The 23,158-nt window shown below is 66.3% G+C and carries 22 protein-coding genes; 11 read left to right on the top strand and 11 right to left on the bottom strand.

All coding sequences use genetic code 11. The features are described from left to right. Positions 1–65 precede the first annotated feature (65 nt). On the top strand, positions 66–659 hold the full coding sequence (locus tag R4823_RS18280) for a DUF2889 domain-containing protein (protein ID WP_087841445.1): 594 nt from the start codon (positions 66–68) through the stop codon (positions 657–659). On the opposite strand, the gene R4823_RS18275 is transcribed toward R4823_RS18280, so the two are convergent. From R4823_RS18275 to R4823_RS18265, 3 genes are all read right to left on the bottom strand, one after another. Beyond that, the gene (locus R4823_RS18275) at positions 649–3,432 is read right to left on the bottom strand and encodes a pitrilysin family protein (RefSeq protein WP_338615682.1); all 2,784 of its coding nucleotides are present in this window, start codon (positions 3,430–3,432) and stop codon (positions 649–651) included. The two genes, R4823_RS18280 and R4823_RS18275, sit on opposite strands and share 11 nt — an antisense overlap. 76 nt (positions 3,433–3,508) lie before the next feature. After that, positions 3,509–4,681, bottom strand: a complete 1,173-nt coding sequence (locus R4823_RS18270) for a hypothetical protein (RefSeq protein WP_338615680.1) — start codon at positions 4,679–4,681, stop codon at positions 3,509–3,511. Between the two features lie 186 nt (positions 4,682–4,867). Then, positions 4,868–5,743, bottom strand: a complete 876-nt coding sequence (locus tag R4823_RS18265; protein WP_087841442.1) for a MoxR family ATPase — start codon at positions 5,741–5,743, stop codon at positions 4,868–4,870. 288 nt (positions 5,744–6,031) lie between these two features. Here R4823_RS18265 and R4823_RS18260 point away from each other — a divergent pair, with 288 nt between their 5' ends. Beyond that, on the top strand, positions 6,032–6,391 hold the full coding sequence (locus tag R4823_RS18260) for a cytochrome c (protein WP_087841441.1): 360 nt from the start codon (positions 6,032–6,034) through the stop codon (positions 6,389–6,391). Positions 6,392–6,402: 11 nt separating this feature from the next. Further along, on the top strand, positions 6,403–6,771 hold the full coding sequence (locus R4823_RS18255; protein ID WP_087841440.1) for a c-type cytochrome: 369 nt from the start codon (positions 6,403–6,405) through the stop codon (positions 6,769–6,771). 188 nt (positions 6,772–6,959) lie between these two features. Here the strand turns inward: R4823_RS18255 and R4823_RS18250 are convergent, their stop codons facing one another. From R4823_RS18250 to R4823_RS18235, 4 genes are all read right to left on the bottom strand, one after another. Then, positions 6,960–7,940, bottom strand: coding sequence for a tripartite tricarboxylate transporter substrate-binding protein (locus R4823_RS18250; protein WP_087841439.1), 981 nt, complete (start codon positions 7,938–7,940; stop codon positions 6,960–6,962). Positions 7,941–7,967: 27 nt separating this feature from the next. Then, positions 7,968–9,524, bottom strand: coding sequence for a sulfatase-like hydrolase/transferase (locus tag R4823_RS18245; protein ID WP_087841438.1), 1,557 nt, complete (start codon positions 9,522–9,524; stop codon positions 7,968–7,970). Between the two features lie 111 nt (positions 9,525–9,635). Continuing rightward, on the bottom strand, positions 9,636–10,523 hold the full coding sequence (locus R4823_RS18240; protein ID WP_087841437.1) for a LysR family transcriptional regulator: 888 nt from the start codon (positions 10,521–10,523) through the stop codon (positions 9,636–9,638). A 46-nt stretch (positions 10,524–10,569) separates the two neighbouring features. Further along, a complete protein-coding gene (locus tag R4823_RS18235) occupies positions 10,570–10,995 on the bottom strand; it encodes a DUF1841 family protein (protein ID WP_087841529.1) in 426 nt (141 codons plus the stop codon). Positions 10,996–11,132: 137 nt separating this feature from the next. Between R4823_RS18235 and icd the strand changes: the two genes are divergently transcribed. After that, positions 11,133–12,392, top strand: a complete 1,260-nt coding sequence (gene icd / locus R4823_RS18230; RefSeq protein WP_087841436.1) for an NADP-dependent isocitrate dehydrogenase — start codon at positions 11,133–11,135, stop codon at positions 12,390–12,392. A 49-nt stretch (positions 12,393–12,441) separates the two neighbouring features. Here icd and R4823_RS18225 read toward each other — a convergent pair whose 3' ends face one another. From R4823_RS18225 to R4823_RS18210, 4 genes are all read right to left on the bottom strand, one after another. After that, the gene (locus R4823_RS18225) at positions 12,442–13,578 is read right to left on the bottom strand and encodes a PepSY domain-containing protein (protein ID WP_087841435.1); all 1,137 of its coding nucleotides are present in this window, start codon (positions 13,576–13,578) and stop codon (positions 12,442–12,444) included. Between the two features lie 59 nt (positions 13,579–13,637). Then, positions 13,638–13,847 (bottom strand): hypothetical protein, encoded by a 210-nt coding sequence (locus R4823_RS18220; RefSeq protein ID WP_279818651.1) that lies wholly within the window; start codon positions 13,845–13,847, stop codon positions 13,638–13,640. Positions 13,848–13,995: 148 nt separating this feature from the next. Beyond that, a complete protein-coding gene (locus tag R4823_RS18215) occupies positions 13,996–14,970 on the bottom strand; it encodes a tripartite tricarboxylate transporter substrate binding protein (RefSeq protein ID WP_279818646.1) in 975 nt (324 codons plus the stop codon). Between the two features lie 100 nt (positions 14,971–15,070). Then, complete coding sequence (locus tag R4823_RS18210) at positions 15,071–16,045, bottom strand: tripartite tricarboxylate transporter substrate binding protein (RefSeq protein ID WP_279818643.1); 975 nt, start codon at positions 16,043–16,045, stop codon at positions 15,071–15,073. Between the two features lie 286 nt (positions 16,046–16,331). Between R4823_RS18210 and R4823_RS18205 the strand changes: the two genes are divergently transcribed. Genes R4823_RS18205 through R4823_RS18175 form a run of 7 tightly spaced genes read left to right on the top strand, consistent with a single transcriptional unit; the run spans position 16,332 to position 23,150 of the window. Further along, positions 16,332–17,528, top strand: a complete 1,197-nt coding sequence (locus tag R4823_RS18205) for an FAD-dependent monooxygenase (RefSeq protein WP_338615677.1) — start codon at positions 16,332–16,334, stop codon at positions 17,526–17,528. Positions 17,529–17,544: 16 nt separating this feature from the next. Continuing rightward, positions 17,545–18,159, top strand: a complete 615-nt coding sequence (locus R4823_RS18200) for an isochorismatase family protein (RefSeq protein ID WP_087841430.1) — start codon at positions 17,545–17,547, stop codon at positions 18,157–18,159. A gap of 10 nt (positions 18,160–18,169) precedes the next feature. Then, on the top strand, positions 18,170–18,910 hold the full coding sequence (locus tag R4823_RS18195) for an arylmalonate decarboxylase (protein ID WP_087841429.1): 741 nt from the start codon (positions 18,170–18,172) through the stop codon (positions 18,908–18,910). An 18-nt stretch (positions 18,911–18,928) separates the two neighbouring features. Next, positions 18,929–20,251: a histidinol dehydrogenase gene (gene hisD, locus R4823_RS18190; RefSeq protein ID WP_279818637.1), complete on the top strand. Its 1,323-nt coding sequence runs from the start codon at positions 18,929–18,931 to the stop codon at positions 20,249–20,251. Then, the gene (leuC, locus tag R4823_RS18185) at positions 20,248–21,651 is read left to right on the top strand and encodes a 3-isopropylmalate dehydratase large subunit (protein WP_279818634.1); all 1,404 of its coding nucleotides are present in this window, start codon (positions 20,248–20,250) and stop codon (positions 21,649–21,651) included. Before hisD ends, leuC begins: the two co-directional genes overlap by 4 nt. After that, the gene (gene leuD, locus R4823_RS18180; protein WP_087841426.1) at positions 21,648–22,253 is read left to right on the top strand and encodes a 3-isopropylmalate dehydratase small subunit; all 606 of its coding nucleotides are present in this window, start codon (positions 21,648–21,650) and stop codon (positions 22,251–22,253) included. Before leuC ends, leuD begins: the two co-directional genes overlap by 4 nt. Positions 22,254–22,286: 33 nt before the next feature. Next, positions 22,287–23,150, top strand: coding sequence for an isocitrate lyase/PEP mutase family protein (locus R4823_RS18175; RefSeq protein WP_087841425.1), 864 nt, complete (start codon positions 22,287–22,289; stop codon positions 23,148–23,150). Positions 23,151–23,158 lie beyond the last annotated feature (8 nt).

Raw genomic sequence — 23,158 nt, 5'->3', positions numbered from 1 at the left:
GCCGATTCGATCGCGCGGGCCGGTGCCTCTACAATGGCTGGGCGCCAGCCAGGAAGCCTGCCATCATGCCTCTACCGGAACCCTCCGCCCGCCGCTCCGTCCATCACCGCGTCATCGACATGCAGACCTACGCCCGCGAAGACGGTCTGTACGACGTGGAAGCCCGGCTGGTCGACCGCAAGCCCTTTCCCTTCCAACTCATGAGTTCGGACGACCCGCTGCCCGCGGGAGAAGCGCTCCACGACCTGTGGATACGCCTGACGGTGGACGACGCGTATGTGATCCGGGACATCGTGGCGGCGTCGGATTCGACGCCCTGGCCGCTATGCAAGGAAGCCACGGACACGCTGCGCGTGCTGGTCGGCGAGCGCATCGCCCGGGGCTGGACGGCCATGGTCAAGGACCGGTTGCGAGGCGCGGCCAGCTGTACCCACTTGATGGAAATGCTGGTGCCGATGGCGACCACGGCCTTGCAAGGCATACGCGGGCTGCAGCGCGACATGCCCCTGCTGATGGGCGAGGAGCGGGCACGGGAGAAGATCGATTCCTGTTTTGCCTTCGGCCGCGACCGGGAAGTGGTGAAGATGCTGTGGCCGCAGCATGCGGCCGGGAGGCCCGACGGCGACGGGCCTCCCGACGGGGGGCGGACTACGGCTTGAAGGTCCCCGCCACCGCGGTGCTGAAGTCTTCGGGCTTGAAGTACTTGCGCAGCGCCGCGTTGACCTGCTCCGCGGTCAGGGCCTTGAGCTTGCGGTCGGATTCCGCCGCGAAGGCGAAGGTGCGGTCCAGGTCCAGGTAGTCCGACCAGGCACCCGCCAGCCGCCGATCCTGCGCGCGGGCCAGGTGGCGCAGGTTCATCAGCGAGTCGATGCCGTCCTTGACCTCTTGCGCGCTGAAGCCTTCGCGCAGGACGCGCTCGGATTCCTCCTTGATGGCCGTCTCCAGCCGCGCCCGGTTGCTGGGCGCGTAGATGGCGTACAGCGTCCACTGGCCCGAGGGTTCGTAGGACGAGGCCGACAGCTGGCTGCGCACGTTGTACGACAGGCCTTCGCGTTCGCGCACCCGCATCCACAGCCGCGAGGTCTCGGAACTGCCCAGCAGGTAGTTCGCCAGCATGGCCGCGGGATAGTCCGGATCGGTGTCCTGCAGCCTGATCGGCATGGTGGACAGGTAGAAGGCGTTGGCCTTGTCGGGCAGCGAGATGTCGAAGCGCTTGGCCGGCACCGCATGGTAGGGATCGTCCACGCGCGTGTAGGCCGGAGCCTTCTTCCATCCTTGCAGGCCCTTGGTCAGCGACTGCTCGACCGCCGCCGGGTCGAAGTCGCCCACGGCGGCCAGCCGCACGCGGCCCGCGCCGTAGAAGCGGTCATGGAACTGCACCAGTGCATCGCGGGTCAGCGCCTTGTAGGCGGCCTCCTGCTCGTCGAAGCTGGGGGTGTAGCGCAGGTCGTCGGCAGGCCATGGGTTGTCGTGCCGCGCCAAGGCCTGTTGCGCGACGGCCGTGGGCTCCTGGCGGGCGCTTTCCACCGAGGCCAGGCCGCGGCGGCGGTACTCGTCCAACTGGTCCTCGGGGAAGTTGGCGTTGCGCAGCACGTCCAGCACCAGTTCCAGCGTGGCGGGCAGGTTGTCGCGGGTGGTCGAGATGTCGACCGCCGCGCTGGTGCCGCCCCCGGCGAAGCCGACGTCCGCCCGCAGCGCGTCGAAACGGTCCTCGATCTGCTGCCGCGTCATCGTGGCCGTGCCGTTGTCGAGCAGGGCGCCCACGGCGCGCGAGATCTCGCGCTGGCCGCGCAGCGTCTCGGCATCGCCGAACTGCACCACCAGGCGGGCGTTGACCAGGTGGCCGCGGGTCGACTTGGGCAGCAGCGCCAGCTTGACCGGCCCGTTGGGCAGGTCCAGCGTCTTGCGCTGGGTGCGGGCGTCGATGTTGGCCGGCGTGGCGTCGAAGGCCTCGGCCTGCACGAAGTCGGTGTCGCCCTTGTAGCCTTTCAGCTCGGCCTGCAGGTCCAGGGGCTGCGGCGCGGGAGCGCGCTGGGGACCGTCGGTCGGGATGTAGGTGCCCAGCGTGCGGTTCGATTGCAGCAGGTAGCTTTCCGCCACGCGCTGCACGTCGGCCAGCTTCAGGTCGCGGATACGGTCCCGGGTCACGAAGAACAGTCGCCAGTCGCCCTGGGCGATGCTCTCGGACAGCGACACGCCCACCTTCTGCGGATCGCTGTAGGCCATGTCCCAGTCCTTGAGCCAGCGGGTGCGCGCGCGCTCCAGCTCTTCGCTGGTGATCGGCTGCGCCTTGATGGACTCGATGGTCTCCAGCATCTTGTCGCGCGCGGCATCCAGGCTGGCGCCGGGCTGCAGCTGGGCGCCCATCATGATCATGCCCGGATCGTACATGCCGAAGGTGAAGCCGAAGGTGGAGGCGGCCAGCTTGGTTTCCACCAGCGACTTGTACAACCGGCCCGAGGGCGCGTCGCCCAGGATGCCGGCCAGCATTTCCATGGCCGCGGAATCGGCCGCGCCGCCCTGCGGCGTGTGGTACATGGCCGCGACCATGGGCGAGCCGCCGGCGCGGCGCAGCGTGACGCTACGCTCGCCGTCCTGGACCGGTTCCTCGGTGTACAGGCGCGGCAGGGTGCGCTTGGGCTTGGGTATCTTGCCGAAGGTGCGGGCGATGACGGCCAGCGTCTTGGCCTCGTCGAACTGGCCCGAGACGATCAGCACGGCGTTGTCCGGCTGGTAGTAGGTACGGTAGAAGGCCTGCAGGCGGCCGATGTCGACGTTCTCGACGTCCGAGCGCGCGCCTATCGTGGTCTTGCCGTAGTTGTGCCACTGGTAGGCCGCGGCCATCATCTTGCTCATCAGCACACGGAACGGATTGTTCTCGCCGCTTTCCATCTCGTTGCGCACGACGGTCATTTCCGAGTCCAGGTCCTTGCGCGCGATCAGCGAGTTGACCATGGCGTCGGCCTGCCAGCCCAGGTACCAGTCCAGGTTGGCCTCGTTGGCGGCGAAGCTGGCGAAATAGTTCGTGCGGTCGGTCCAGGTGCTGCCGTTGGCCTGCAGGCCGCGGCGCGAAAACTCGGCCAGCGCGTTGCGCATCGTGGGCGTGCCCTTGAACAGCATGTGTTCCAGCAGGTGCGCCATGCCGGTTTCGCCGTAGTTCTCCTGGCGGGAACCCACGAGATAGGTCATGTTGACCGTAGTGGTCGGCTTGGACTGGTCGGGTGCCAGCAGGATGCGCAACCCGTTGTTCAGCCGGTATTCGTTGATGCCTTCGACCGAGGTGACCTTCTGTACGCCGGCAGGGACGGCTGCCTGCGTCCGGGCCTGGGCGGCGTGGGTGGACGGCGGCAGCAGGGCGGCCGCGGACAGGGCCACGCAGGCGAAGGCCCGGCCCAGGAGACCGGAGCGGTTGGCGGTGAGCGATGATGGCATAGGCGGACTCGAACCGTTCAGGAAGTGGATTGGAGTGCCGGGCCGCGACAACGTTCCCGCCGCGCGGCCCGGGATGCTACTTGGACAGCAGCCGCATGGCCTGTTCCAGGCCGCTCAGCGTGACGGGATACATGCGGCCCTGCATCAGTTTCCGGATGATGTCGGTGGATTGGCGGTAGGGCCACAGGCCCTCCGGCTCGGGATTGAGCCAGACGAAACGGGGATAGGCCGCGGCCATGCGCTGCAGCCAGACCGCGCCGGCCTCGGTGTTGTGGTATTCCACCGAACCGCCCGGCTGCAGGATCTCGTACGGGCTCATGGTGGCGTCGCCGACGAAGATCAGGCGCCAGTCCGGGTTGTACTTGCGCAGCACGTCCCAGGTGTGGGCGCGCTCGGCGTGGCGCCGGCGGTTGCTTTGCCAGACCCAGTCGTACAGGCAGTTGTGGAAATAATAGACTTCCAGGTGCTTGAACTCGCTGCGCGCGGCCGAGAACAGTTCCTCGATCCGCTGGATGTGGCTGTCCATCGTGCCGCCCACGTCCAGCATCATCAGCACCTTCACCGTATTGTGCCGCTCGGGCACCATGCGGATGTCCAGGTGCCCGGCATTGCGCGCCGTGCTGCGTATGGTGTCGTCCAGGTCCAGTTCCAGGTCGGCGCCTTCGCGGGCGAAGCGGCGCAGCCGCCGCAGGGCCACCTTGATGTTGCGCGTGCCCAGTTCCACCTGATCGTCGTAGTCGCGGAAGCTGCGCATGTCCCAGGCCTTGACCGCGCTGTGGTTGCCGGCGCTGTCCTGGCCGATGCGGATGCCCTCGGGGTGGTAGCCGCCGCTGCCGAAGGGCGAAGTGCCGCCGGTACCTATCCACTTGCTGCCGCCCTCGTGGCGTTCCTTCTGCTCCTCCAGCCGCTGGCGGAACAGTTCCATCAGCTTGTCCCAGCCCAGCTTCTCGATCGCGGCCTTGTCCTCGGGCGACAGCTCGCGCATGAAGCGCTGCACCAGCCATTCGGCCGGGATCTCCTTGCCCGGCGGGACGGCCGCCTCGATGCCCTTGTAGTAGCTGGCGAAGGCCCGGTCATAGCGGTCGAACTGGCTTTCGTCCTTGACCAGCGTCATCCGGGCCAGCAGATAGAACTCGTCCACCGACGGCGCGATCACCCGGCGCGACAGCGCTTCCAGCAGCGTCAGGTACTCGTTGATGGAGACCGGCAACTGGTGCTTGCGCAGATGGTAAAAAAAATCAATGAGCATGAGGCCCCCCCTACGCGCTTCGCGCGCCCCGAACGGTGAGCCCCCCGCCGCTGCGCGGCAGCCCCCCGAGGGAGCCTGGGCCCGCCTTGGGGCGGCCCGGCGCCGGGCCCAGGGGGCGGCGCTGGCGGACCGGCGAAGCCGGATCCGCGGCACCCTGAATGACGCGCGGGGTGGATCGATGCGATTTCATGCCCGTCTGCCGCTTCTAGCCATGAGGATCAGGCGTTCGAACAGGTGGACGTCTTGTTCGTTTTTCAGCAGCGCGCCATGCAGCGGAGGCACGGCGGCTTCGCGGTCGGTGCTTTTCAAGGCTTCAGGCGGGATGTCCTCGGCCAGCAGGACCTTGAGCCAGTCCAGCAGTTCGGACGTGGACGGTTTCTTCTTCAGGCCCGGGGTCTCGCGCAGCTGGAAGAAGCTGTCCAGCGCCGCCGACAACAGTTCCTTCTTCAGGCCGGGGTAGTGGACTTCGACGATGCGTTCCATGGTCTCCTTCTCGGGAAACCGGATGTAGTGGAAGAAGCAGCGCCGCAGGAAGGCGTCCGGCAGGTCCTTCTCGTTGTTGGAGGTGATGATGACCAGCGGCCGGTGCACGGCACGCACGGTTTCACGCGTTTCGTACACGTGGAATTCCATGCGGTCCAGCTCGCGCAGCAGGTCGTTGGGGAATTCGATGTCGGCCTTGTCGATCTCGTCGATCAGCAGCACCACCGGCTCGGGCGAGGCGAAGGCCTGCCACAGCACCCCGCGCACGATGTAGTTCGTGATGTCGCGCACCTTCTCGTCGCCCAACTGCGAATCGCGCAGGCGCGAGACCGCGTCGTATTCGTACAGCCCCTGGTGCGCCTTGGTGGTGGACTTGATGTGCCATTGCAGCAGCGGCCGCCCCAGCGCCCGGGCCACTTCCTCGGCCAGCATGGTCTTGCCGGTGCCGGGTTCGCCCTTGATCAGGAGCGGGCGCTCGAGCGTGAGCGCGGCATTGACGGCCAGCGTCAGGTCGTCGGTGGCGACGTAGGTGTCGGTGCCCTGGAAGCGGGCGGCGGACGGCGAGACGGACTGGGGCATGGTCGGGCTGGCGGTAGGGCCCCGCGGGGGCGAAGCACCCAGTATAAGAAAACTCCGGACGGGCAGGGTGAACCGGCGCCCGTCCCGCAAAAGGGGCGGCGGACGGAGGTTGTTCCTGATGTATCATTAGGGGTTAAATAAAGACGGAAACCGGACCTGAGTACAACAATACGGTTTCTCGATGGAATAAAACGGAGACGCTTCGTTGGCCTGTGGGGGCCGGGCGTTGCCGCTCAGTCGTTTCGCCGCCCGGTATCGGGATTTCCTTGATTCTGATAGAGCGTTCTAATGAAGTTGAGCATAACGAAGCGGGCGCTGCCCGCGTTGGCCGCCCTGGCCGCCTGTGCGGTCGTCGGCTCGGCCGTGGCCCAATCGGCCCCGCCGGCTACCATCACCGGCAACGCCGATGCCGCCCGTGACAAGAATTCCATGTGCATAGGCTGCCATGGCATCCCGGGCTACAAAGCCAGCTTTCCCGAGGTCTATCACGTTCCGATGATTGCTGGGCAGAACGCCAAGTACATCGAGGCGGCGCTGAAGGAGTACGCCAGCGGCGCGCGGACGCATCCTTCCATGGTTGGCATCGCCAAGAGCCTGTCCGAGCAGGACATCGCCGATCTGGCCGCCTATTACTCCAGCCTGAAGTGAGCCGTCCGACCATGAAGACCATCCAGCGCCTTTCCTTCCTCGTCGGCAGCGCCTTGCTCTCGCTGTCGGCCGCCCAGGCCGCCGGCGACATCGCCGCCGGCAAGGCGGTGTTCGATCGCATCAACTGTGCCTCCTGCCACGGTGCCGATGCCAAGACCTCCATCGATCCCAGCTATCCCCAACTGGCGGGCCAGCATCCCGACTACCTCGCGCATGCGCTGAAGGCGTATCGCCGGGGCCAGTCCAATGCCGCGCCGTCGGCCAACATCCGCAAGAACGCCATCATGGGTGCGTTCGCCGTCCAACTGTCCGACAAGGACATCGAGGATGTGGCGGCGTACCTGTCCAGCCTGCCTGGCAACCTGGCCGTACGTAAGTAGTAGGGTCCTCCTACGCGCTGACGCGCGCCCAGAATGGTGGGCCCCAGCCGCTATGCGGCAGCCCCAAGGGGCCGGGACCCGCCTTGGGGCGGCCCGGCGCCGGGTCCCGAGGGGCGATGCGGATGGACCGGCAAAGCCGGATCCACCGCATCCTCAGTCTTCCATTTCGCTCCTGTGTGGAGCCTTGCTTATTCGGGGAGCAGGCCGGTCTGCCGGGTGATGCGTTGCCAGGTGGCGTGTTCCTGTTGCAGGAACCGGCGGTTCTGGTCGGCGGTGGACAGGGCCGGATCGGTGTCCAGGCCCAGGGAGGCCAGGTGTCGGGCGATTTCCGGCTTGGCCAGCAGCGTGTCGAGTTCCCGGTTCAGGCGCGCCACGACGGAAGCGGGCGTGCCGGCGGGGGCCGCGAGCATGTGCCAACCGGCCAGTCCGAAGCCGGGAAAAGTTTCTCCCAGGGCCGGAACGTCCGGCATCGACGGCAGCCGCGATGCGGTGCTGACCGCCAGGGCCTTCAGCCGGCCTTGCCCGACATGATTCATCACCACGATGGCAGGCAGGACGACGAGGTCGGTCCGGCCGGCTATGGTGTCCTGCAGCGCTTCCGAGGACTTCGAATAAGGCACCGTGGTCCAGCGGGCTCCTGACATCGATTCCAATGTGTTGGCCAGTATGCCCGAGAAGGTCTTGGCGCCTTCGGTCGCGACGCGAGGGCCCGTGCCGTCCTTGCCGGGGGCCGACAAGGCCTCCTTCAGCGTGGATGCCTTCAGCCCCGCGGTGGCTGCGATCATGAACGGGCTGTAGCCGATGAACCGGATGGGGACGAAGTCCTTGACGGGATCGTAGGGCAGTCCCTTGATCGTATAAAGATTACTGACCAGGGCGCTGGTGGTGCCGTAGAACAGCGTGTAGCCATCAGGCGAGGCGCGGGTGACGGCCTGGGCGCCGATGATGTTTTGCCCGCCGGGCTTGTTTTCTATCACGATCGGCTGGGCCCAGCCGCGGGCAAGCTGGGTTGCGATGTATCGCGCCACGATGTCGGTGCTCGAGCCGGGCGCGTGCGAGACGACCAGCTTGACCGGCCGCGTCGGCCAGTCGTCGCCCAGGGCGGGTGATTGCCAGGCGAGCGGGGCAAGGCCTGCGCAAAGCAGCCAGGATGTTGCGAAGCGGGGCATGTTGTCTCCTTGTGAGTATCTTTTCCGTCACGCAACGGCCAGCGGCGACAGGGCGGTGTCCGGGTGCGCCATGGCCTGGCGCAGCAACTGCTGGATCAGGGCGTCGCGGATGCCGCGGTGGGCGGCGCTGTCCCAGAGGTTGGCGCACTCGAGCGGATCGTCCAGGCGGTCGTACAGTTCGCCCCATTCCACGCCGTCATACACGCTGAGCCGGTAGCGGGGATGGACCAGGGTTCGCATCCGGACGGGGGCGTCGAAGCCGAAATAGGTCCGTTGGCCTTCCTCTTCGATCAGTACCGCGTCGCGGGCCTGGAACGGCCGCGCCTGGATCGAGGGCAGGAAGGACATGCCTTGCATGCCGTTGCAGGCTTCGACGCCGGCAGCTTCCAGAATCGTGGGCGCGATGTCGATGGTCGAAAGCAGGCCGTTTTCCCGCACGCGCCGGGCGTCCGGCGCGGCCCATATGAGCGGTGTACGTATCAGGCTGCGGTAATGCAGGGAGCCCTTGAACAGCAACTGATGATCGCCGCCGTATTCTCCATGATCGGCCGTGAAGATCACGATCGTGTTGTCGGCCAGCCCGCATTCTTCCAGGGTTTGCAGTACACGGCCGATGTTTGCGTCGATGAAGCTGATGGCCCCGTAGTTGAGCGCGATTGCCTCTCGTACTTCTCGTTCCGTGGCGGCAAAGCAGGCCATGGAGGTCTTGTGGGCGCGCCCCGCGTCGCGCTGGCGGCGCAGCCACGCCAGGTGGGGCGGCGGGGTGTCCGAGCGGTAGGACGCGGGCAGCGCCATGTCCTCCGGACGGTACATGTCCCAGTATCGGCCCGGCGGCGTATAGGGATGGTGCGGGTCCGGAAACGAGGCATACAGGAAGAACGGCGCATCGTTCCGCGCATAGGCGCGCAGACGGTCGCAGGTCCGCTCGGCTACCCACGCGCTGGGGTGCAAGGCTTCGGGTACGCGCGTGCGCCAGGCCTGGCCGACCGCCGCCAGCTCGTAGTCGCTGGGCAGGGCATTGGACCGGCCGATCCATGTTTCCGCGTCGGCGCACTTGCCGCGCAGCCATTGCCGGTAGTGGCCGTTGATGTCGTCGCCATGTTCGATGCCGATCTCCGCATGGCCGAAGCCGTAGTAGGGCAGGCTCATGGGGTATTCGTGGCCGCGCCAGCTGGCGACGCTTTCCTGCAGGTAGTCCCCGGGGTAATGCCGGGCGCCGTCGCGGGCCCGGCGGGGTGTCCTGGGATCGGGAAGCGGCGCATGGTCCGTCATGGTCTGGAGATGCGACTTGCCTATCAGTGCCGTGGCGTAGCCCGCCTCGCGCAGCAGCTCCGGGAAGGTCACGGCTTCCAGCCCCAGCGGCAGGCCGTTGTGGCGGACGCCGTGGGCCGACGGCATGCGGCCGGTCATCAGGCTGGAGCGGTTGGGCATGCAGATCGGCGTGGCGACGTAGGTGTTCGAGCTGGTCCAGCCCCGCTCGGCGAGCCGGTCGATATTCGGGGTCCGCACCGTGGTGTTGCCGTAGCAGCCGAGGTGATCGGCGCACAGCTGGTCGACGATGAACATCAGGAAATTGGGCCGCATGCTTTGCTTCGTGGAAGGAAGGGTCTCGGAGCCGAGATCCTAGCGGCTGGGGCCGGCTGACCGGTAATAGGAAGTTTTGAGAGCGCCATCACCCCGCGTGATGGCGGGCAGTCAAACCTGGCTTGCCAGCGTGGCCTTCATGATGCGCTCGGCCGCGATGACGGCATGGGACTTGGGCAGGTCGGGGCAGGCGCGTACGACCACGCGGCGGGAAAAGGCGGGGTGGGCGATGCGTCGGACGACCAGCGACGTGCCTCGCGTCAGCGTGCCCGCCAGTCCTTCGGGCAGCAGGGTGGAGAATTGGCCAGTCTCGCACAAGAGGAGGAGCGAGGAAATGTCCTCCACGCCGCCCATGATGTTCAGCCGGAGCTTCTGCGCCTGGGCCAGGGCAAGCAGCGACTGGTGCAGGGGCTGTGCCATGGACAGCAGCAGGGGAAAGTCCTGGAGGCTCGGCAGTTCCACCGGCGGCGTTCCGCCGGCATGGCTGGCCGGCGTCACCAGGCAGATGTTTTCCTCGTATAGATGCGCGTCGGATTCCCCCCGCTCGTCACTGGCCAGCACCAACATGGCCAGGTCCAGTTCGCCGCGGCGCAGCCGCTGCGCCAGGGCGTCGGAATAGCCCACCACCAACTGGGGCTGGATGCCGGGGGCCTCCTGGCGCAGGCGGGTGAACAGCGGGGCGCAGGCGACCGGCGCGGCGCTGTGCAGGATGCCTATGCGCACCGGGCCGCTGGCGGTGTCCAGGGTGGACTGGATGGCGGCCCTGGCCCGGTCGATCTGCCTGAGGATGGCCAGCGCATGGTGCAGCAGTTCCGTCCCCGACGTGGTCGGGACCACGCCCGTGGGGCCGCGGGTGAATAAAGGCGTGCCGAGTTCGGTTTCCAGGGCGGCCAGGGCCTGGCTCAAGGCCGGTTGGACCACGTGCAGGCGCCGCGCCGCCGCGGAAAGGCTGCCCTGCTGGGCAATGGCGACGAAGTATCGGAGCTGCTTGACGTCCATGTCGTGGCCGGCCTGCTGAAGGACCGCGTGGCGGGAATGCGGCGGCCTACGAGCCGGCGCGCTGGCGGATCAGCTCGATATAGGCATCGGTATCGAGCGGGGTGCCCAGGCGCTGGGCTTCCCATACGACGCGGCCCAGGCATTCCATGATTTCGTGCGCCGCTTCGTGGGCGCCCTTGCGCTGGGCCAGCCGCTGGTAGGCGTCGCGGATGCCGGGCGGGTGGTCGATCGAGAGCTGTTCGGCGATCGCCAGGTGCATGGACAGGTGCAGGAAGGGGTTGGTGCGGCCGGCCTCGACGCTGTAGTCGGCCTGGGCGGCCTCGGGGTTCTCGAGGTCGCCGTGGTATTCGGGGTGTTCCAGGATCCAGTCCAGCGCGGTGGCTTCCAGCGGCGTCAGGACTTCGCCGGCGCGATGCTTGCGCCAGGTCTCGGTGAAGAACTGGCGGACCTGGTCTCGGGTAGGATTGAACATCATCCGGGCATTGTACCCGCCGCGCCGGGCCCGCCCCGCCGCCGGCCGCGTGCGCCGCCCGGCCGAATACGGGATAATCCACGGGATGTGACAGGGCCGCGCCGCGGCTTGCTTCAACGATCGTTCGGAAACGCCGCATGTCTTCCTACAAGCATATCCAGGTGCCCGCCCAGGGCAGCCGCATCACCGTCAACGCGGATTTCTCCCTCAACGTGCCCGACCAGCCCATCGTCGCCTACATCGAGGGCGACGGCACCGGGCGCGACATCACGCCGGTGGCGCTGAAGGTGATCGATGCGGCCGTGGCCAGGGCCTATGGCGAGGCCCGCCGCATCCACTGGATGGAAATCTACGCCGGTCGCAAGGCGACCACGCTGTATGGCGAGGGGGGCTGGCTGCCCGACGAGACCGTGGCCGCATTGCGCGAGTTCGTCGTCGCGATCAAGGGCCCGCTGGGCACGCCGCCGGGCGGCGGTTTCCGTTCGCTGAACGTGATGATGCGGCAGGCGCTGGACCTGTACGTCTGCTTGCGGCCCATCCAGTACCTGCGCGGGGTGCCGTCGCCGCTGAAGCAGCCGGAGAAGACCAACATGGTCATCTTCCGCGAGAACTCCGAGGACATCTACGCCGGGATCGAGTACGCCGCGGGTTCGCCCGAGGCCGTGGAGCTGATCACCGTGCTGGAGGAGAAACTCGGGGCCAAGCACCTGCGCTTCCCGGCCACCTCCGGCATCGGCATCAAGCCGGTCTCGCGCGAGGGCACCGAGCGCCTGGTGCGCAAGGCCATCCAGTATGCCCTGGACCACGACCGCCGCTCGGTCACGCTGGTGCACAAGGGCAACATCATGAAGTACACCGAGGGCGCGTTCCGGGACTGGGGCTACGAGATCGCCCGCCGCGAATTCGCCGCCGAGACCATAGACGCGGGGCCGTTCTGCCGCATCCGCAACCCGCGCACCGGCCGGGACGTCCTGATCAAGGACTGCCTGATCGACACGTTCTCGCAGACCATGCTGCTGCGCCCGGTCGAGTTCGACGTGATCGCCACACCCAACCTGAACGGCGACTATCTTTCATCGGCGCTGGCCGCGCAGGTCGGGGGCGCCGGCATCGCCCCGGGCGCGAACATGAGCGATTCGGTGGCCGTATTCGAAGCCACCCACGGGACGTCCGCCAAGTACGCCGGCAAGGATTACGTCAATCCCAGTTCCGAGATCCTGTCGGGCCGCATGATGCTGCAGCACATGGGCTGGCACGAGGCGGCCGACCTGATCCTGCCGGCCATGGAGCGAACCATCCAGTCCAAGCGCGTGACCTACGATTTCGCGCGCCAGATGGAGGGCGCGACCCAGGTGTCGTGCTCGGGATTCGGGGAATCGGTCATCGCCAACATGTAGGCTGCGAGTCCGCGCCCCCCGCGCCGCGCCCCCAAGGGGGGCGGCGCGGTCACGCGGACGCCGTGGCCTGCTTGCGCCGCGCCGCCGTGGCGGGTTGCCGCTTCCTGAGCCAGAGGTACAGGCCGCTGCCAAGCACAATGATGGTCGCGATGTCCAGCAGCGCCCAGATGATCTGCATGGGCAGGCCGCCGTAGTCGCCGAAGTGCAAGGGCTGAGAGACCAGGAGCGCCGTCAGGTACCAGGGCAGCCTGGGCGCTGCGGTGACCTCGGCGGTCTTGGCGTCGACCAGCACCGGCTGCAGCAGCTTGGAGGTGAGCGGTTCGTTGCCGGCCAGGAAGAAGGTGTTGTGGTGGGGGCTGGAGAACGCCGTGCCGGGGAAGGCGATGAACGACAGGCGGGTGCCGGGGGCGGCCGCCTTGGCTGCTTCCATGGACCGCTGCAGCGAGGCCCGCTCGGGCGCCGGCGTGAGGGGCTGGCCCTGATAGGGCGCGAGCAGGGTGCTGAGCTGATCGTACTGCCAATACTTGATCATCAGGTCGGCCCAGGTATTGATCATGCCCGTGCCACCGACGACGAAGGCCCAGACCAGGGTCACGATGCCCAGCAGATTGTGCAGGTCCAGCCATTTCACGCGCTTGGTGCGATGGCGCCGGACCTCGCCGAAGTCCAGCTTCTTCGTGAAGGGACCGTACAGGACGGTGCCGCTGACGATGGCGATGAGCAGCAGCAGCCCCATGAAACCCAGGAACAGCTTGCCGGCCAGGCCCGCGAACAGGTCGACGTGCAGCTTGAGCATCACGTACATGAAGCCTTCGTCGAAGCGCGGCTCGGCCAGGATCTCGCCGGTGCGCGCATCCACCGCCACGGAACGGAAATCGTCGGTGGGGGCGGGCGTGGGGGTAAGCGTGACGAACCAGATGCGCTCGTCATCCTCGTCTTGCGAGGCGAACTGGATGACCCGTTCGGGGTAGCGCGCATGCGCGACTTCCAGGATGCGGTCCAGGCTGACCCGGGCACTGTCGTCCTGCATCGCGGGCGCTTCGACCTCGGTTCCCAGCAGGTGGCCGATTTCATGGTGGAAGATCAGCGGCAGGCCCGTCAGGCACAGCAGCAGCATGAACACCGTGCAGACCAGGCTGCTCCATTTGTGCAGCCAGGCCCAGGTCTTGAGCGAGCGGGCGGACATGCGTCAGTCCTTCGTGAAGGTGGTGGGGCCGCGGGTGCCGGCGGAGTGGGTCGAGACGTTCATGAGCGGTGGGGCGATCCATGGGCGCGGGCCCGGACGGGACGGCGGCGCAAGCCGAACCAGAGCATGACTGCGACCGGGGTGCCCAGGCCGACCCAGGACCAGGCGTCGCCCCAGGTATCGGACACGAGGGCGCTGAGCAGTCCGGTGATGGTGAGGATGCCAAGCGCGAGCGGCCAGGCCCAGATGCGAAGCGTCAGGGTCGACATCGGTCCTCCATGGGAACCGAGAAAAAGAAGAATAATAATGATTTTTATTTAAAAAATAAACCGTGCGCGTGGGGCGCAATGGCGGTCCGGGGGAGGGGGAGGCAGGGGCGGAGGGCGGCGCGCGACCGCTCTCCGGTCGGCGGGGCCGCTACTTGCTGCGCTTGTCCAGCAGCGGGTCGATCTTGTTCCGTTCCTCCGTGAGGAACTTGGCGAAGCTGGCCGCACCGGGCTCCATGGCGCTGGCGCCGGCATCGACGAAGATCTTGTCCACTTTGGGGTCGGCCAGCGCCTTGCCGGCGGCTTGTTCGAGGCGGGCGATGATCGCGGGTGGCGTTCCCCTGGGCGCGAACAGGCCGAACCAGCCGTTGAAGTCGAAGTCCGGCAGGTTCAGGGCTTCGGCCACGGTCGGCACGTCAGGCAGTAGCGGCGATCGGGTCTTTGACGTAACGGCCAGCGCGCGCAGGCGGCCTTCCTTAAGGAAGGGGGCGGCCACGGGCGTGTTGACGAATCCCATCTGCAGCGTGCCACCCAGCAGGTCGGTCATGGCTTGGGCGTTGCCGCGATAGGGCGTGTGGGTGAATCGGGCGCCGGTCCGGGCGGACAGCATTTCGCCCGCGATGTGGCTGGAGGTGCCTTCGCCGGGCGAGCCGTACACGAACCGGTCCGGCGATTTCCTGGCCTCGGCTACCAGTTCGGGCAGCGACTTGACCGGGACCGACGCGTTGACGGTGATGACGTTGGTCATCTTGGCGACTCCCGAGATCGGCACCAGGTCGGTCGCGGGGTTGAAGCCCAGGTTGGAGAAAAGATGGGGGTTGGCCACGATGGGCAAGCCGTTGATGAGGATGGTGTAGCCGTCCGGCTTGGCGCGTACGACGTATTCGGTGCCGATGTTCGTACCTGCTCCGGGCTTGTATTCGACGATGACGGGTTGTCCGAGCGTCGATGCCATGTGGTCGCCGATGGCGCGCGCAAAGACATCCGAGGATCCTCCCGCCGCGCCGCCGATGATCATCCTGATCGGCCGGGTGGGGTAGGCGTCCTCCGGTTGAGCCGCGTGGGCGCCACCCGAGATGGCAACCATGAGTGCGAAGCAGCTGGCCTTGAGTCGCGTGTTACGCATGGTACGTGCTCCCTGCGTTGTCGGTCGGTCCATCGTCGAGGTCCGGGCACGAGGCGTGCCACGGACCCCTGCTCGAGCATCCTGGCTTTCCCGGGACGGGCTATTTGTTGACGGAGGCGCCCGATTGCTTGACCAGCTCCGTCAGGCGCTCGGTGTCCACGCGCAGTGTGCGCGCGAAGTCGGCGCTCGATCCGCCAACCACTTCGGCGCCCGCGTTCATGATCGTCTCGCGCGAGGAGGGGTCGGCCAGGGCCTGGGCCGAGGCCTTGTGCAGCTTGGCGATGATGTCGCCGGGCGTGCCGGCCGGGGCCAGCAGGCCGAACCAGCCCGTGAGTTCATAGTCGATGTTCAGGGCCTCGGCCACCGTGGGCACGTCGGGCAACAGCGACGAACGGGTCGAGGATGTGACCGCCAGCGGTCTCAGCTTGCCGGATTTCACGAACGGCAATGCCACGGGCAGGTTGACGAAGCCGACCTCCAGCAGCCCCGCGAGGTGATCGTTCGTCGCCTGGGCGTTGCCCTGGTAGGCCACGTGCGTCAGCTTGGCGCCCGTCTTCATCTCGAGCAGTTGGCCGGACAGGCTGGCGGAGCTGCCGAAACCGGGCGAGCCGTAGTTGTACTTGCCGGGGTTCTTCTTCGCCAGCGCGATGAGTTCCTTCAGGTTGTGGACCGGCAACTGGGGATTGACCGTGATCACGTTGGACATGGCGGCGGCTTCGATGATCGGTGTCAGGTCTTTCAGCGGGTTATACGGCAGGTCGGGATATAGCACCTGGCTCGTCGCCATCGAGATGCCATTGAGCAGCAGCGTGTAGCCGTCCGGTGCCGCCTTGGCCACGTAGTCGCTGCCGAGGTTGGTGCCGGCACCGGCCTTGTATTCCACGATGAAAGGCTTGCCCATGGACTCTTGCAGCTTCATCGCAAGCAGCCGGGCAACGATGTCCGAAGTGCCGCCCGCGGCTGCGGGGACGATGATCCGTACCGGCTTGCTGGGGTAGGACTGTGCGTTGGCCGTTGCGGGAAGGATCGCGACGGCGGCCGCGATGTGCAGGGAGGCTAGAAGCGGTCGAAGCATGGTGGTTCCTCGGTTGTGTTCGGGAGGGGCGGCGACTGCCACGATGGCATCCTGAGGATGTCTTGTTTTGTACACAATCCAATCCTAATCCTTATTTGCTCGATTGGTTCGATGTTTTGGTGAAAACCCCGAGAAAATCTTCGAATTCACCATTTTGGCGTTTGTTTTAGCCAGTTTGCGCTTGATTGGTGCATGGGCGGGAAAGTTTGAAAAGGAACTAAGCGCTGGACTGGCGGTTTTCTTTGGCTCATAATTTTTCTCAGATTGTGTACAAAGCGAGAAAGAGATGCCCAAAGCAAGAGTTCTGGTGGCCGGGGCCGGCCCGGTGGGCCTGGTCAGTGCCATGGTGCTGGCCGATGCCGGGATCGAAGTCGAGTTGTTCGAGCGCAATGCCAGCGTGATGGAGGACCTGCGTGCCTCGACCTTTCATCCGCCCACGCTCGATATGCTCGATCGCTACGGTATTGCCGACCCCCTGGTCGAGGCCGGCCTGAAGGCGCGCTATACCCAGCAGCGGGACCGTCGCAAGGGACTGATCGCCGAGTTCGATCTGGCTCGGCTGGCCGGCAGCACCAAGTATCCCTTCCGGTTGCAATGCGAGCAGTGGAAGCTCAACGACGAGCTGGTCAAGAAACTGGCCAGTTATCCGAATGCCAGAGTGCGGTTCGGCTGCGCGGTCGAGTCGGTGCAGCAGGACGAAGGCGGCGTCACGGTGCAATTGCGCACGGCCGACGGCATCGAGACCGCCCGCGGCGACTTTCTCATCGGCGCGGATGGCGCCTGGAGCGCGGTGCGCAACAGCGTCGGCATCGAATTCGAGGGCTACACCTATCCCGAGCGTTTCCTGGTGGTGTCGACGCAGTTCCCGTTCGAGCAGCACTTCGAGAACCTGTCGCTGGTGAACTACATCTCGGATCCGGAGGAATGGTGCGTGCTGCTCAAGGTGCCGTCGCTGTGGCGCGTGCTGTTTCCCACGCCCGAGCACGAGTCCGACGAGCGGGTCCTCTCGGATGCCGTCATCGAGCGACGCCTGCAAGGCCTGCTGCCCCAGCCGCGGCCCTACCAGATCGTTCATCGCACGCTGTACAAGGTGCACCAGCGCGTGGCCGCGCAGTTTCGCAAGGGCCGGGTACTGCTGGCGGGAGACTCCGCGCACATCAACAACCCGCTGGGCGGCATGGGCATGAATGGCGGCGTGCATGACGCCTTCAACCTGACCGGCAAGCTGATCGAGGTCCTGGCCGGACGCGCGCCCATCGAACTGCTCGACCTGTATGAACGCCAGCGCCGCACCGTCGCCATCGAATACATCAACGCCAACACCGCGCGCAACAAGAAGATGATCGAAGAACGCGACGAGGCCGTGCGCTCCCGCATCCACGATGAGCTGCGCGCCACCGCGACCGACCCGGTCGCGTCGCTGGACTATATCCGCAAGACCTCGATGTTCGACGCGCTGGATCGCGCGGCGGAAATTGCGTGACCTGAAGGGGAAGGACATGGATGAACTGGATGTCTACCAGCGCCAGGGCCTGGGACATGCAAGCGGCGTGGGACGCCAGTGCGGGCTGGTGCTGGTCGATTTCATCAATGGTTTCGTCGATCCGGCGCTGTTGGGAGGCGCGCATGTGAGCGAGGCGGCGCAACGCACGCAAGGCCTGCTGCATGCCTTCCGTCAGCGCAACTGGCCAATCGCGCATGCGCGCATGGTGTATGCCGAGGATGGCAGCGATCACAACGTTTTCTGCCGCAAGACACCGAGCCTGACCCGATTCACCGAAACAGCCGAGTGTTCGCAGATCGTCCCGGGGCTCGCGCCAACCGCCGGCGAGTACATCGTGCGCAAGCAGGGCGCCTCGGCTTTCTTCGCGACAGGCCTGGCCGACTGGCTGCGCGGCAAGGGCGTGGACACCGCGGTGGTGGTGGGTTGCACCACCAGCGGCTGCGTACGCGCAACTGCGCTTGACGCCATGCAGCACAACTTCCTGACCGTGGTGGTGGCCGATTGCGTGGGCGACCGCGCGATGGGTCCGCACCAGGCCAGCCTGTTCGACATGGGGCAGAAGTATGCGGACGTGATGGATCGCGACGAACTGATTTCACTTTTTTCTTGAGGAGCAAGCCATGGATCACCTGGGTTATCGGATGAAGTTCGGCGTGATTGGACCGTCGACCAATACCATCGTGCAACCGGATTTCGACGACATGCGCCCGGTAGGCGTCACCAACCACTACAGCCGCATCGAGATTCCCGACTTCAAGGTCGATAGTGACGAGAGCTTCGTGCACATGATGGAGTCGATTTCGGGCAACACCATGCAGGCGGCCAGTGTGCTCAAGACCTGCGAGATGCAATACCTGATCATGGGCATGTCGGCGGTAATGTTCTGGGGGGGCAAGAAAGGGGCTCAGGCGTATCTGGAAAAGATGCGCGAGCACGTGGGCGTGGATGTGAGCTGCGGTTCGTTCGCGCTGGAGGCAGCGTTGAATGCCTACGGCGCGCGCAGGATTGCCTTTCTTTCTCCCTACTACCCCGTGGCGAATGCGGAAGCGCGGCAGTTTTTCGAGGACTGCGGCTTCACGGTCGTGCGCGACATCTGCCTGCGCCGCCCGAGCCCGGTCCAGATCGCGCATACCACCGACCAGATGTGCCGCGACGCGATAAACGAGCTCAATGGCGATGACGTCGACGCCATCGTGCAACTCGGTACCAATCTCTCCATGGTCCGGCTGGCCGCCGCCGCCGAACTCTTCCTGGACAAGCCCGTCATCGCGATCAACACGGCCACGTACTGGCACGCGCTGCGCCAGTGCGGCATCCAGGACAAGGTCCAGGGGCTGGGGCGCCTGTTGTCGCACTACTGAACACGATCAGGAGACGCCATGATTCGCTATCTCAAGCGCGGCCGTGATGTCCAGGCCCGTGCCAACGACGACGTCGCCGTCCGCAACACCGTCGAGGGCATCATCCGCGACATCGAGGCTCGCGGCGACGAGGCCGTCCGCGAGTACAGCAGGAAATTCGACAACTGGGATCCGCAGGACTTCCGCCTGTCGCGGCCGGCCATCGAGCGGGCGATGAAGAGCCTCTCGTCCGGCGAACTGGACGACATTCGCTTCGCCCAGGCGCAGGTGCGCAACTTCGCCCGGATCCAGCGCGAATCCATGCTGGACGTGGAGGTCGAGACTCGTCCCGGCGTTTTCCTGGGGCACCGCCATATTCCCCTCAACGCGGTCGGCTGCTACATCCCCGGGGGCAAGTATCCGCTGCTGGCGTCGGCGCACATGAGCGTGCTGACCGCGAAGGTGGCGGGCGTGAAGCGGGTGGTGGCTACCGCGCCTCCTTTCCACGGGGAACCCCACCCGGCCATCGTCGCCGCGATGCACATGGCGGGCGCGGACGAGATCCTGGTCCTGGGCGGCGTGCAGGCCGTGGTGGCGATGGCGGTCGGCACGTCTTCGATCGCACCGGTGGACATGCTGGTCGGTCCGGGCAACATGTTCGTGGCGGAAGCCAAGCGCCAGCTGTTCGGCCGCGTGGGAATCGACCTGTTTGCCGGCCCTACCGAAACGCTGGTCATCGCGGACGAGTCGGTGGATGGCGAAATCTGCGCGGTCGACCTGCTTGGACAGGCGGAACATGGGCCGACTTCGCCGGCCGTGCTGCTGACCGACAGCGAAGCGCTGGCGCACGCCACCATGGCCGAAGTGGAACGGCAGCTCAAGATCCTGCCCACCGCCGAGATCGCGGCTCGTTCGTGGGCGGAGTTCGGCGAGGTCATCGTCTGCGATACGCGGGAAGAAATGCTGCAGAAGGCGGATGAGCTGGCCTCGGAGCACGTGCAGGTGATGACCCGCGATCCGGACTGGTTCCTGCAAAACATGACCAACTACGGCGCGCTGTTCCTGGGGCCGCGCACGAACGTCGCCTTCGGCGACAAGGTGATCGGCACCAACCACACGTTGCCCACCAACAAGGCGGCGCGCTACACCGGCGGCTTGTGGGTCGGCAAGTTCCTGAAGACCTGCACCTTCCAGCACGTGACGACCGACGCGGCCAGTGCCGAGATCGGCGAATACTGCTCGCGCCTGTGCCATATGGAGAATTTCGCGGGGCATGGCGAGCAGGCCAACATCCGCGTGCGTCGCTACGGCAACCGGCCGGAACTGCCGTGGTACGAGCCAGTGGCGGCCTCGCAGCCATGACCACGCTATTCGACAAGATCTGGGCGGAACACTCGGTCGCCCGCAATGATTCCGGCGAAGACCTGATCTATATCGACCGGCATCTGGTGCAGGAGGTATCCAGCCCGCAAGCCTTCGCCAGCATGGCCGAGGCCGGCCGCTCGCTGCGTTCGCCGCGGCGGCACATCGCGGTGCAGGACCACAATGTACCCACCACGGCCGACCGGCTGTCGAACATTCCCAATGCGGAAAGCCGGGAGCAGATCGCCACGCTGCGGCGCAATACCCGGCGCACGGGCATGCGCCTGTTCGACCTCGACCATCCGCTGCAAGGCATCGTGCACGTCATCGCGCCGGAGCTGGGCTACGTGCTGCCGGGCAGCACCGTGGTCTGCGGCGATTCGCACAGTGCCACGCTGGGCGCGCTGGGGGCGCTGGCCTGGGGCATAGGCACCTCGGAAGTGGGCCATGTGATGAGCACCCAGAGCCTCTGGATGCGCAAGCCGAAGACGATGGGTGTCCGGATCTCGGGGCAGTTGTCCGCGGGAGTCTATGCCAAGGATCTCGCGCTGGCCCTGATCCACCACATCGGCACCAGCGGCGGGACCGGCCATGGCATCGAATACCTGGGCCCGCTGGTGCAGGCGCTCTCGATGGAGGCGCGGCTCACGCTGTGCAACATGACCATCGAGGCCGGCTCGCGCTTCGGCCTGATTGCGCCCGACGCCATCACGCTGGCCTACCTGCGCGAACGGGTCCAGGGGGCGGCGCGCGAACATTTCGAACAGGCGGCACAGGCCTGGGCCGCGCTGCGCACCGACGAGACGGCCGACTATGACCGTTACGTCGAGTTCGACGCCGACGGGATCATGCCGCTCGTGACCTGGGGCACGACGCCGGCCGACAGCGCCCCGTTCTCGGGCCGCGTGGGCGACGGGATCGTGCCCAGGGACGACGCCGACCGCGACCGCCTGCGGGAGAGCCTGGCCTATATGGGTCTCGAACACGGCCAGCCGCTCGCTTCGGTGCCCATCGACGTGGCTTTCATCGGCTCGTGCACCAACGGCCGCCTGGAAGACCTGCGCGCCGCCGCGCAAGTGGTGCGCGGCCGTCGTGTCGCCGCGGGCGTGCGCGCGCTGGTGGTGCCGGGCTCGACCAGCGTCAAGCGCGCGGCCGAGACCGAAGGCCTGGCGCAGGTTTTCGTCGACGCCGGCTTCGAGTGGCGAGAGTCCGGCTGTTCCATGTGCATAGGCATGAACGGCGACAGCCTGATGCCGGGCCAGCGCTGCGCATCCACCTCCAACCGCAATTTCGAGAACCGGCAGGGGCAGGGGGGGCGCACCCACCTGATGAGTCCCGCCGCGGTGGCGGCATCCGCCCTTCGGGGCCGCCTGGCCGATCCCCGGGAGTACCTGGCATGAAAGCAGTCATTGCGGAAGTCCACGGCCGCGCCGTCCTGCTGCCGCGCGACGATATCGATACCGACGCCCTGTTTCCCGGCCGCTTCCTGCGCGCGGTGCACCGCACGGGCCTGGGGGCGCACCTTTTCGCCGACTGGCGGGCCGAAGGCCGGCCCGAGGTGGCCTTCATGGAACAGGCCGAGCCGCCCAGCGTGCTGGTGGCGCTTTCCAACTTCGGCTGCGGATCGTCGCGCGAACATGCGGTGTGGGCGTTGGCGGACTATGGCGTACGGGCGGTCGTGGCCCTTTCCTTCGGCGATATCTTCCGCAACAACTGCGTGAAGAACGGCCTGGTGCCTGCCACGGTGACGCCGGCCGACCACGAACGCCTGGTACGGGCATGGGCGGGGCCGGCCCAGCCCATGCTGCGCCTGCGGGTGGCGCAGCGGACTCTCACGCTCCCGGATGGCGGCGCCATCCCGATCACACTGGCCGACGGCCATGCGGAACAACTGCTTTCGGCCGAGGACGAGATAGACCGCACATTGCGTCACGACGCGGCGCTGCGCGCCTATGAAGGGCGTATCCAGCGCGACCGGCCCTGGCTGGCGTCCATGGACTGAATGGTTCCCTTTTCTTCGCTTAGTGGAGGCCGCATGGCCAACCCGATTCTCAGACAAAAACTCTCCAGCGGCGAATTCATCGTCATCCCGGGCGTGCAGGACATGATCGCCACCATCATGACCACCAAGGTCGGTTTCGACATCGTCTACGGTTCGGGCTATTGGCTCACGGCCTCCAACCTGGGGTTGCCGGACGCCGGCATCGCCACCTATACCCAGATGGTGGATCGCATGCGCACCATCACGCGCACGACCTCGGCGGCACTGATCGCCGACGCGGATACGGGCTATGGCGGCTTGCTCAATGTGCACCACACCGTACGCGGCTACGAGGAAGCCGGCGTCACCGCCATCCAGCTGGAAGACCAGGAGTTTCCCAAGAAGTGCGGCCATACGCCCAACAAGCGTTGCGTACCGATCGAGGACATGGTCGACAAGATCAAGGTTGCCTGCGATGCCCGGCAAGACAAGGAAAACTTCCTCATCATCGCCCGCACCGATGCGCGCGCCAGCCTGGGCGTGGATGACGCCATGCGCCGCATGGAAGCCTATGCGAAAGCCGGCGCCGATATCCTGTTCTTCGAGGCCCCCCAGAGCGAAGAGGAAATGCGCCGCGTTTGCGAGGCCTTCGACCTGCCCATGATCGCCAACATGGCCGACGGCGGCAAGACCCCGATCCTGCCGGCTCATGTGCTCAAGGAAATTGGTTTCTCGCTCGCGATCTTTCCGGCCATGACCAGCCTGGTCGCGGCCGCGGCGATGGAAAAGGCGCTGCGCCACCTCAAGGAGACGGGCACCAGTCTGTCGCCCGACATTCCCATGGCCGATTTCAGGGAGTTCTGCGAACTGATCGGCTTCGGGGATGTGTGGGATTTCGAGAAGCGCTGGGCGCGTTGACGTATTCG

The sequence above is a fragment of the Pigmentiphaga sp. CHJ604 genome, assembly GCF_036972535.1.
GTDB lineage: Bacteria > Pseudomonadota > Gammaproteobacteria > Burkholderiales > Burkholderiaceae_B > Pigmentiphaga > Pigmentiphaga daeguensis.
The sequence above is the reverse complement of the archived record's forward strand: the minus strand, read 5'-3'. Positions and strand labels throughout refer to the sequence as shown.

Coding starts and splice junctions, on each gene's coding strand:
- R4823_RS18280 (WP_087841445.1), top strand. CDS start 66: ATGCCTCTACCGGAACCCTCCGCCCGCCGCTCCGTCCATCACCGCGTC.
- R4823_RS18275 (WP_338615682.1), bottom strand. CDS start 3,432: ATGCCATCATCGCTCACCGCCAACCGCTCCGGTCTCCTGGGCCGGGCC.
- R4823_RS18270 (WP_338615680.1), bottom strand. CDS start 4,681: ATGCTCATTGATTTTTTTTACCATCTGCGCAAGCACCAGTTGCCGGTC.
- R4823_RS18265 (WP_087841442.1), bottom strand. CDS start 5,743: ATGCCCCAGTCCGTCTCGCCGTCCGCCGCCCGCTTCCAGGGCACCGAC.
- R4823_RS18260 (WP_087841441.1), top strand. CDS start 6,032: ATGAAGTTGAGCATAACGAAGCGGGCGCTGCCCGCGTTGGCCGCCCTG.
- R4823_RS18255 (WP_087841440.1), top strand. CDS start 6,403: ATGAAGACCATCCAGCGCCTTTCCTTCCTCGTCGGCAGCGCCTTGCTC.
- R4823_RS18250 (WP_087841439.1), bottom strand. CDS start 7,940: ATGCCCCGCTTCGCAACATCCTGGCTGCTTTGCGCAGGCCTTGCCCCG.
- R4823_RS18245 (WP_087841438.1), bottom strand. CDS start 9,524: ATGCGGCCCAATTTCCTGATGTTCATCGTCGACCAGCTGTGCGCCGAT.
- R4823_RS18240 (WP_087841437.1), bottom strand. CDS start 10,523: ATGGACGTCAAGCAGCTCCGATACTTCGTCGCCATTGCCCAGCAGGGC.
- R4823_RS18235 (WP_087841529.1), bottom strand. CDS start 10,995: ATGTTCAATCCTACCCGAGACCAGGTCCGCCAGTTCTTCACCGAGACC.
- icd (WP_087841436.1), top strand. CDS start 11,133: ATGTCTTCCTACAAGCATATCCAGGTGCCCGCCCAGGGCAGCCGCATC.
- R4823_RS18225 (WP_087841435.1), bottom strand. CDS start 13,578: ATGTCCGCCCGCTCGCTCAAGACCTGGGCCTGGCTGCACAAATGGAGC.
- R4823_RS18220 (WP_279818651.1), bottom strand. CDS start 13,847: ATGTCGACCCTGACGCTTCGCATCTGGGCCTGGCCGCTCGCGCTTGGC.
- R4823_RS18215 (WP_279818646.1), bottom strand. CDS start 14,970: ATGCGTAACACGCGACTCAAGGCCAGCTGCTTCGCACTCATGGTTGCC.
- R4823_RS18210 (WP_279818643.1), bottom strand. CDS start 16,045: ATGCTTCGACCGCTTCTAGCCTCCCTGCACATCGCGGCCGCCGTCGCG.
- R4823_RS18205 (WP_338615677.1), top strand. CDS start 16,332: ATGCCCAAAGCAAGAGTTCTGGTGGCCGGGGCCGGCCCGGTGGGCCTG.
- R4823_RS18200 (WP_087841430.1), top strand. CDS start 17,545: ATGGATGAACTGGATGTCTACCAGCGCCAGGGCCTGGGACATGCAAGC.
- R4823_RS18195 (WP_087841429.1), top strand. CDS start 18,170: ATGGATCACCTGGGTTATCGGATGAAGTTCGGCGTGATTGGACCGTCG.
- hisD (WP_279818637.1), top strand. CDS start 18,929: ATGATTCGCTATCTCAAGCGCGGCCGTGATGTCCAGGCCCGTGCCAAC.
- leuC (WP_279818634.1), top strand. CDS start 20,248: ATGACCACGCTATTCGACAAGATCTGGGCGGAACACTCGGTCGCCCGC.
- leuD (WP_087841426.1), top strand. CDS start 21,648: ATGAAAGCAGTCATTGCGGAAGTCCACGGCCGCGCCGTCCTGCTGCCG.
- R4823_RS18175 (WP_087841425.1), top strand. CDS start 22,287: ATGGCCAACCCGATTCTCAGACAAAAACTCTCCAGCGGCGAATTCATC.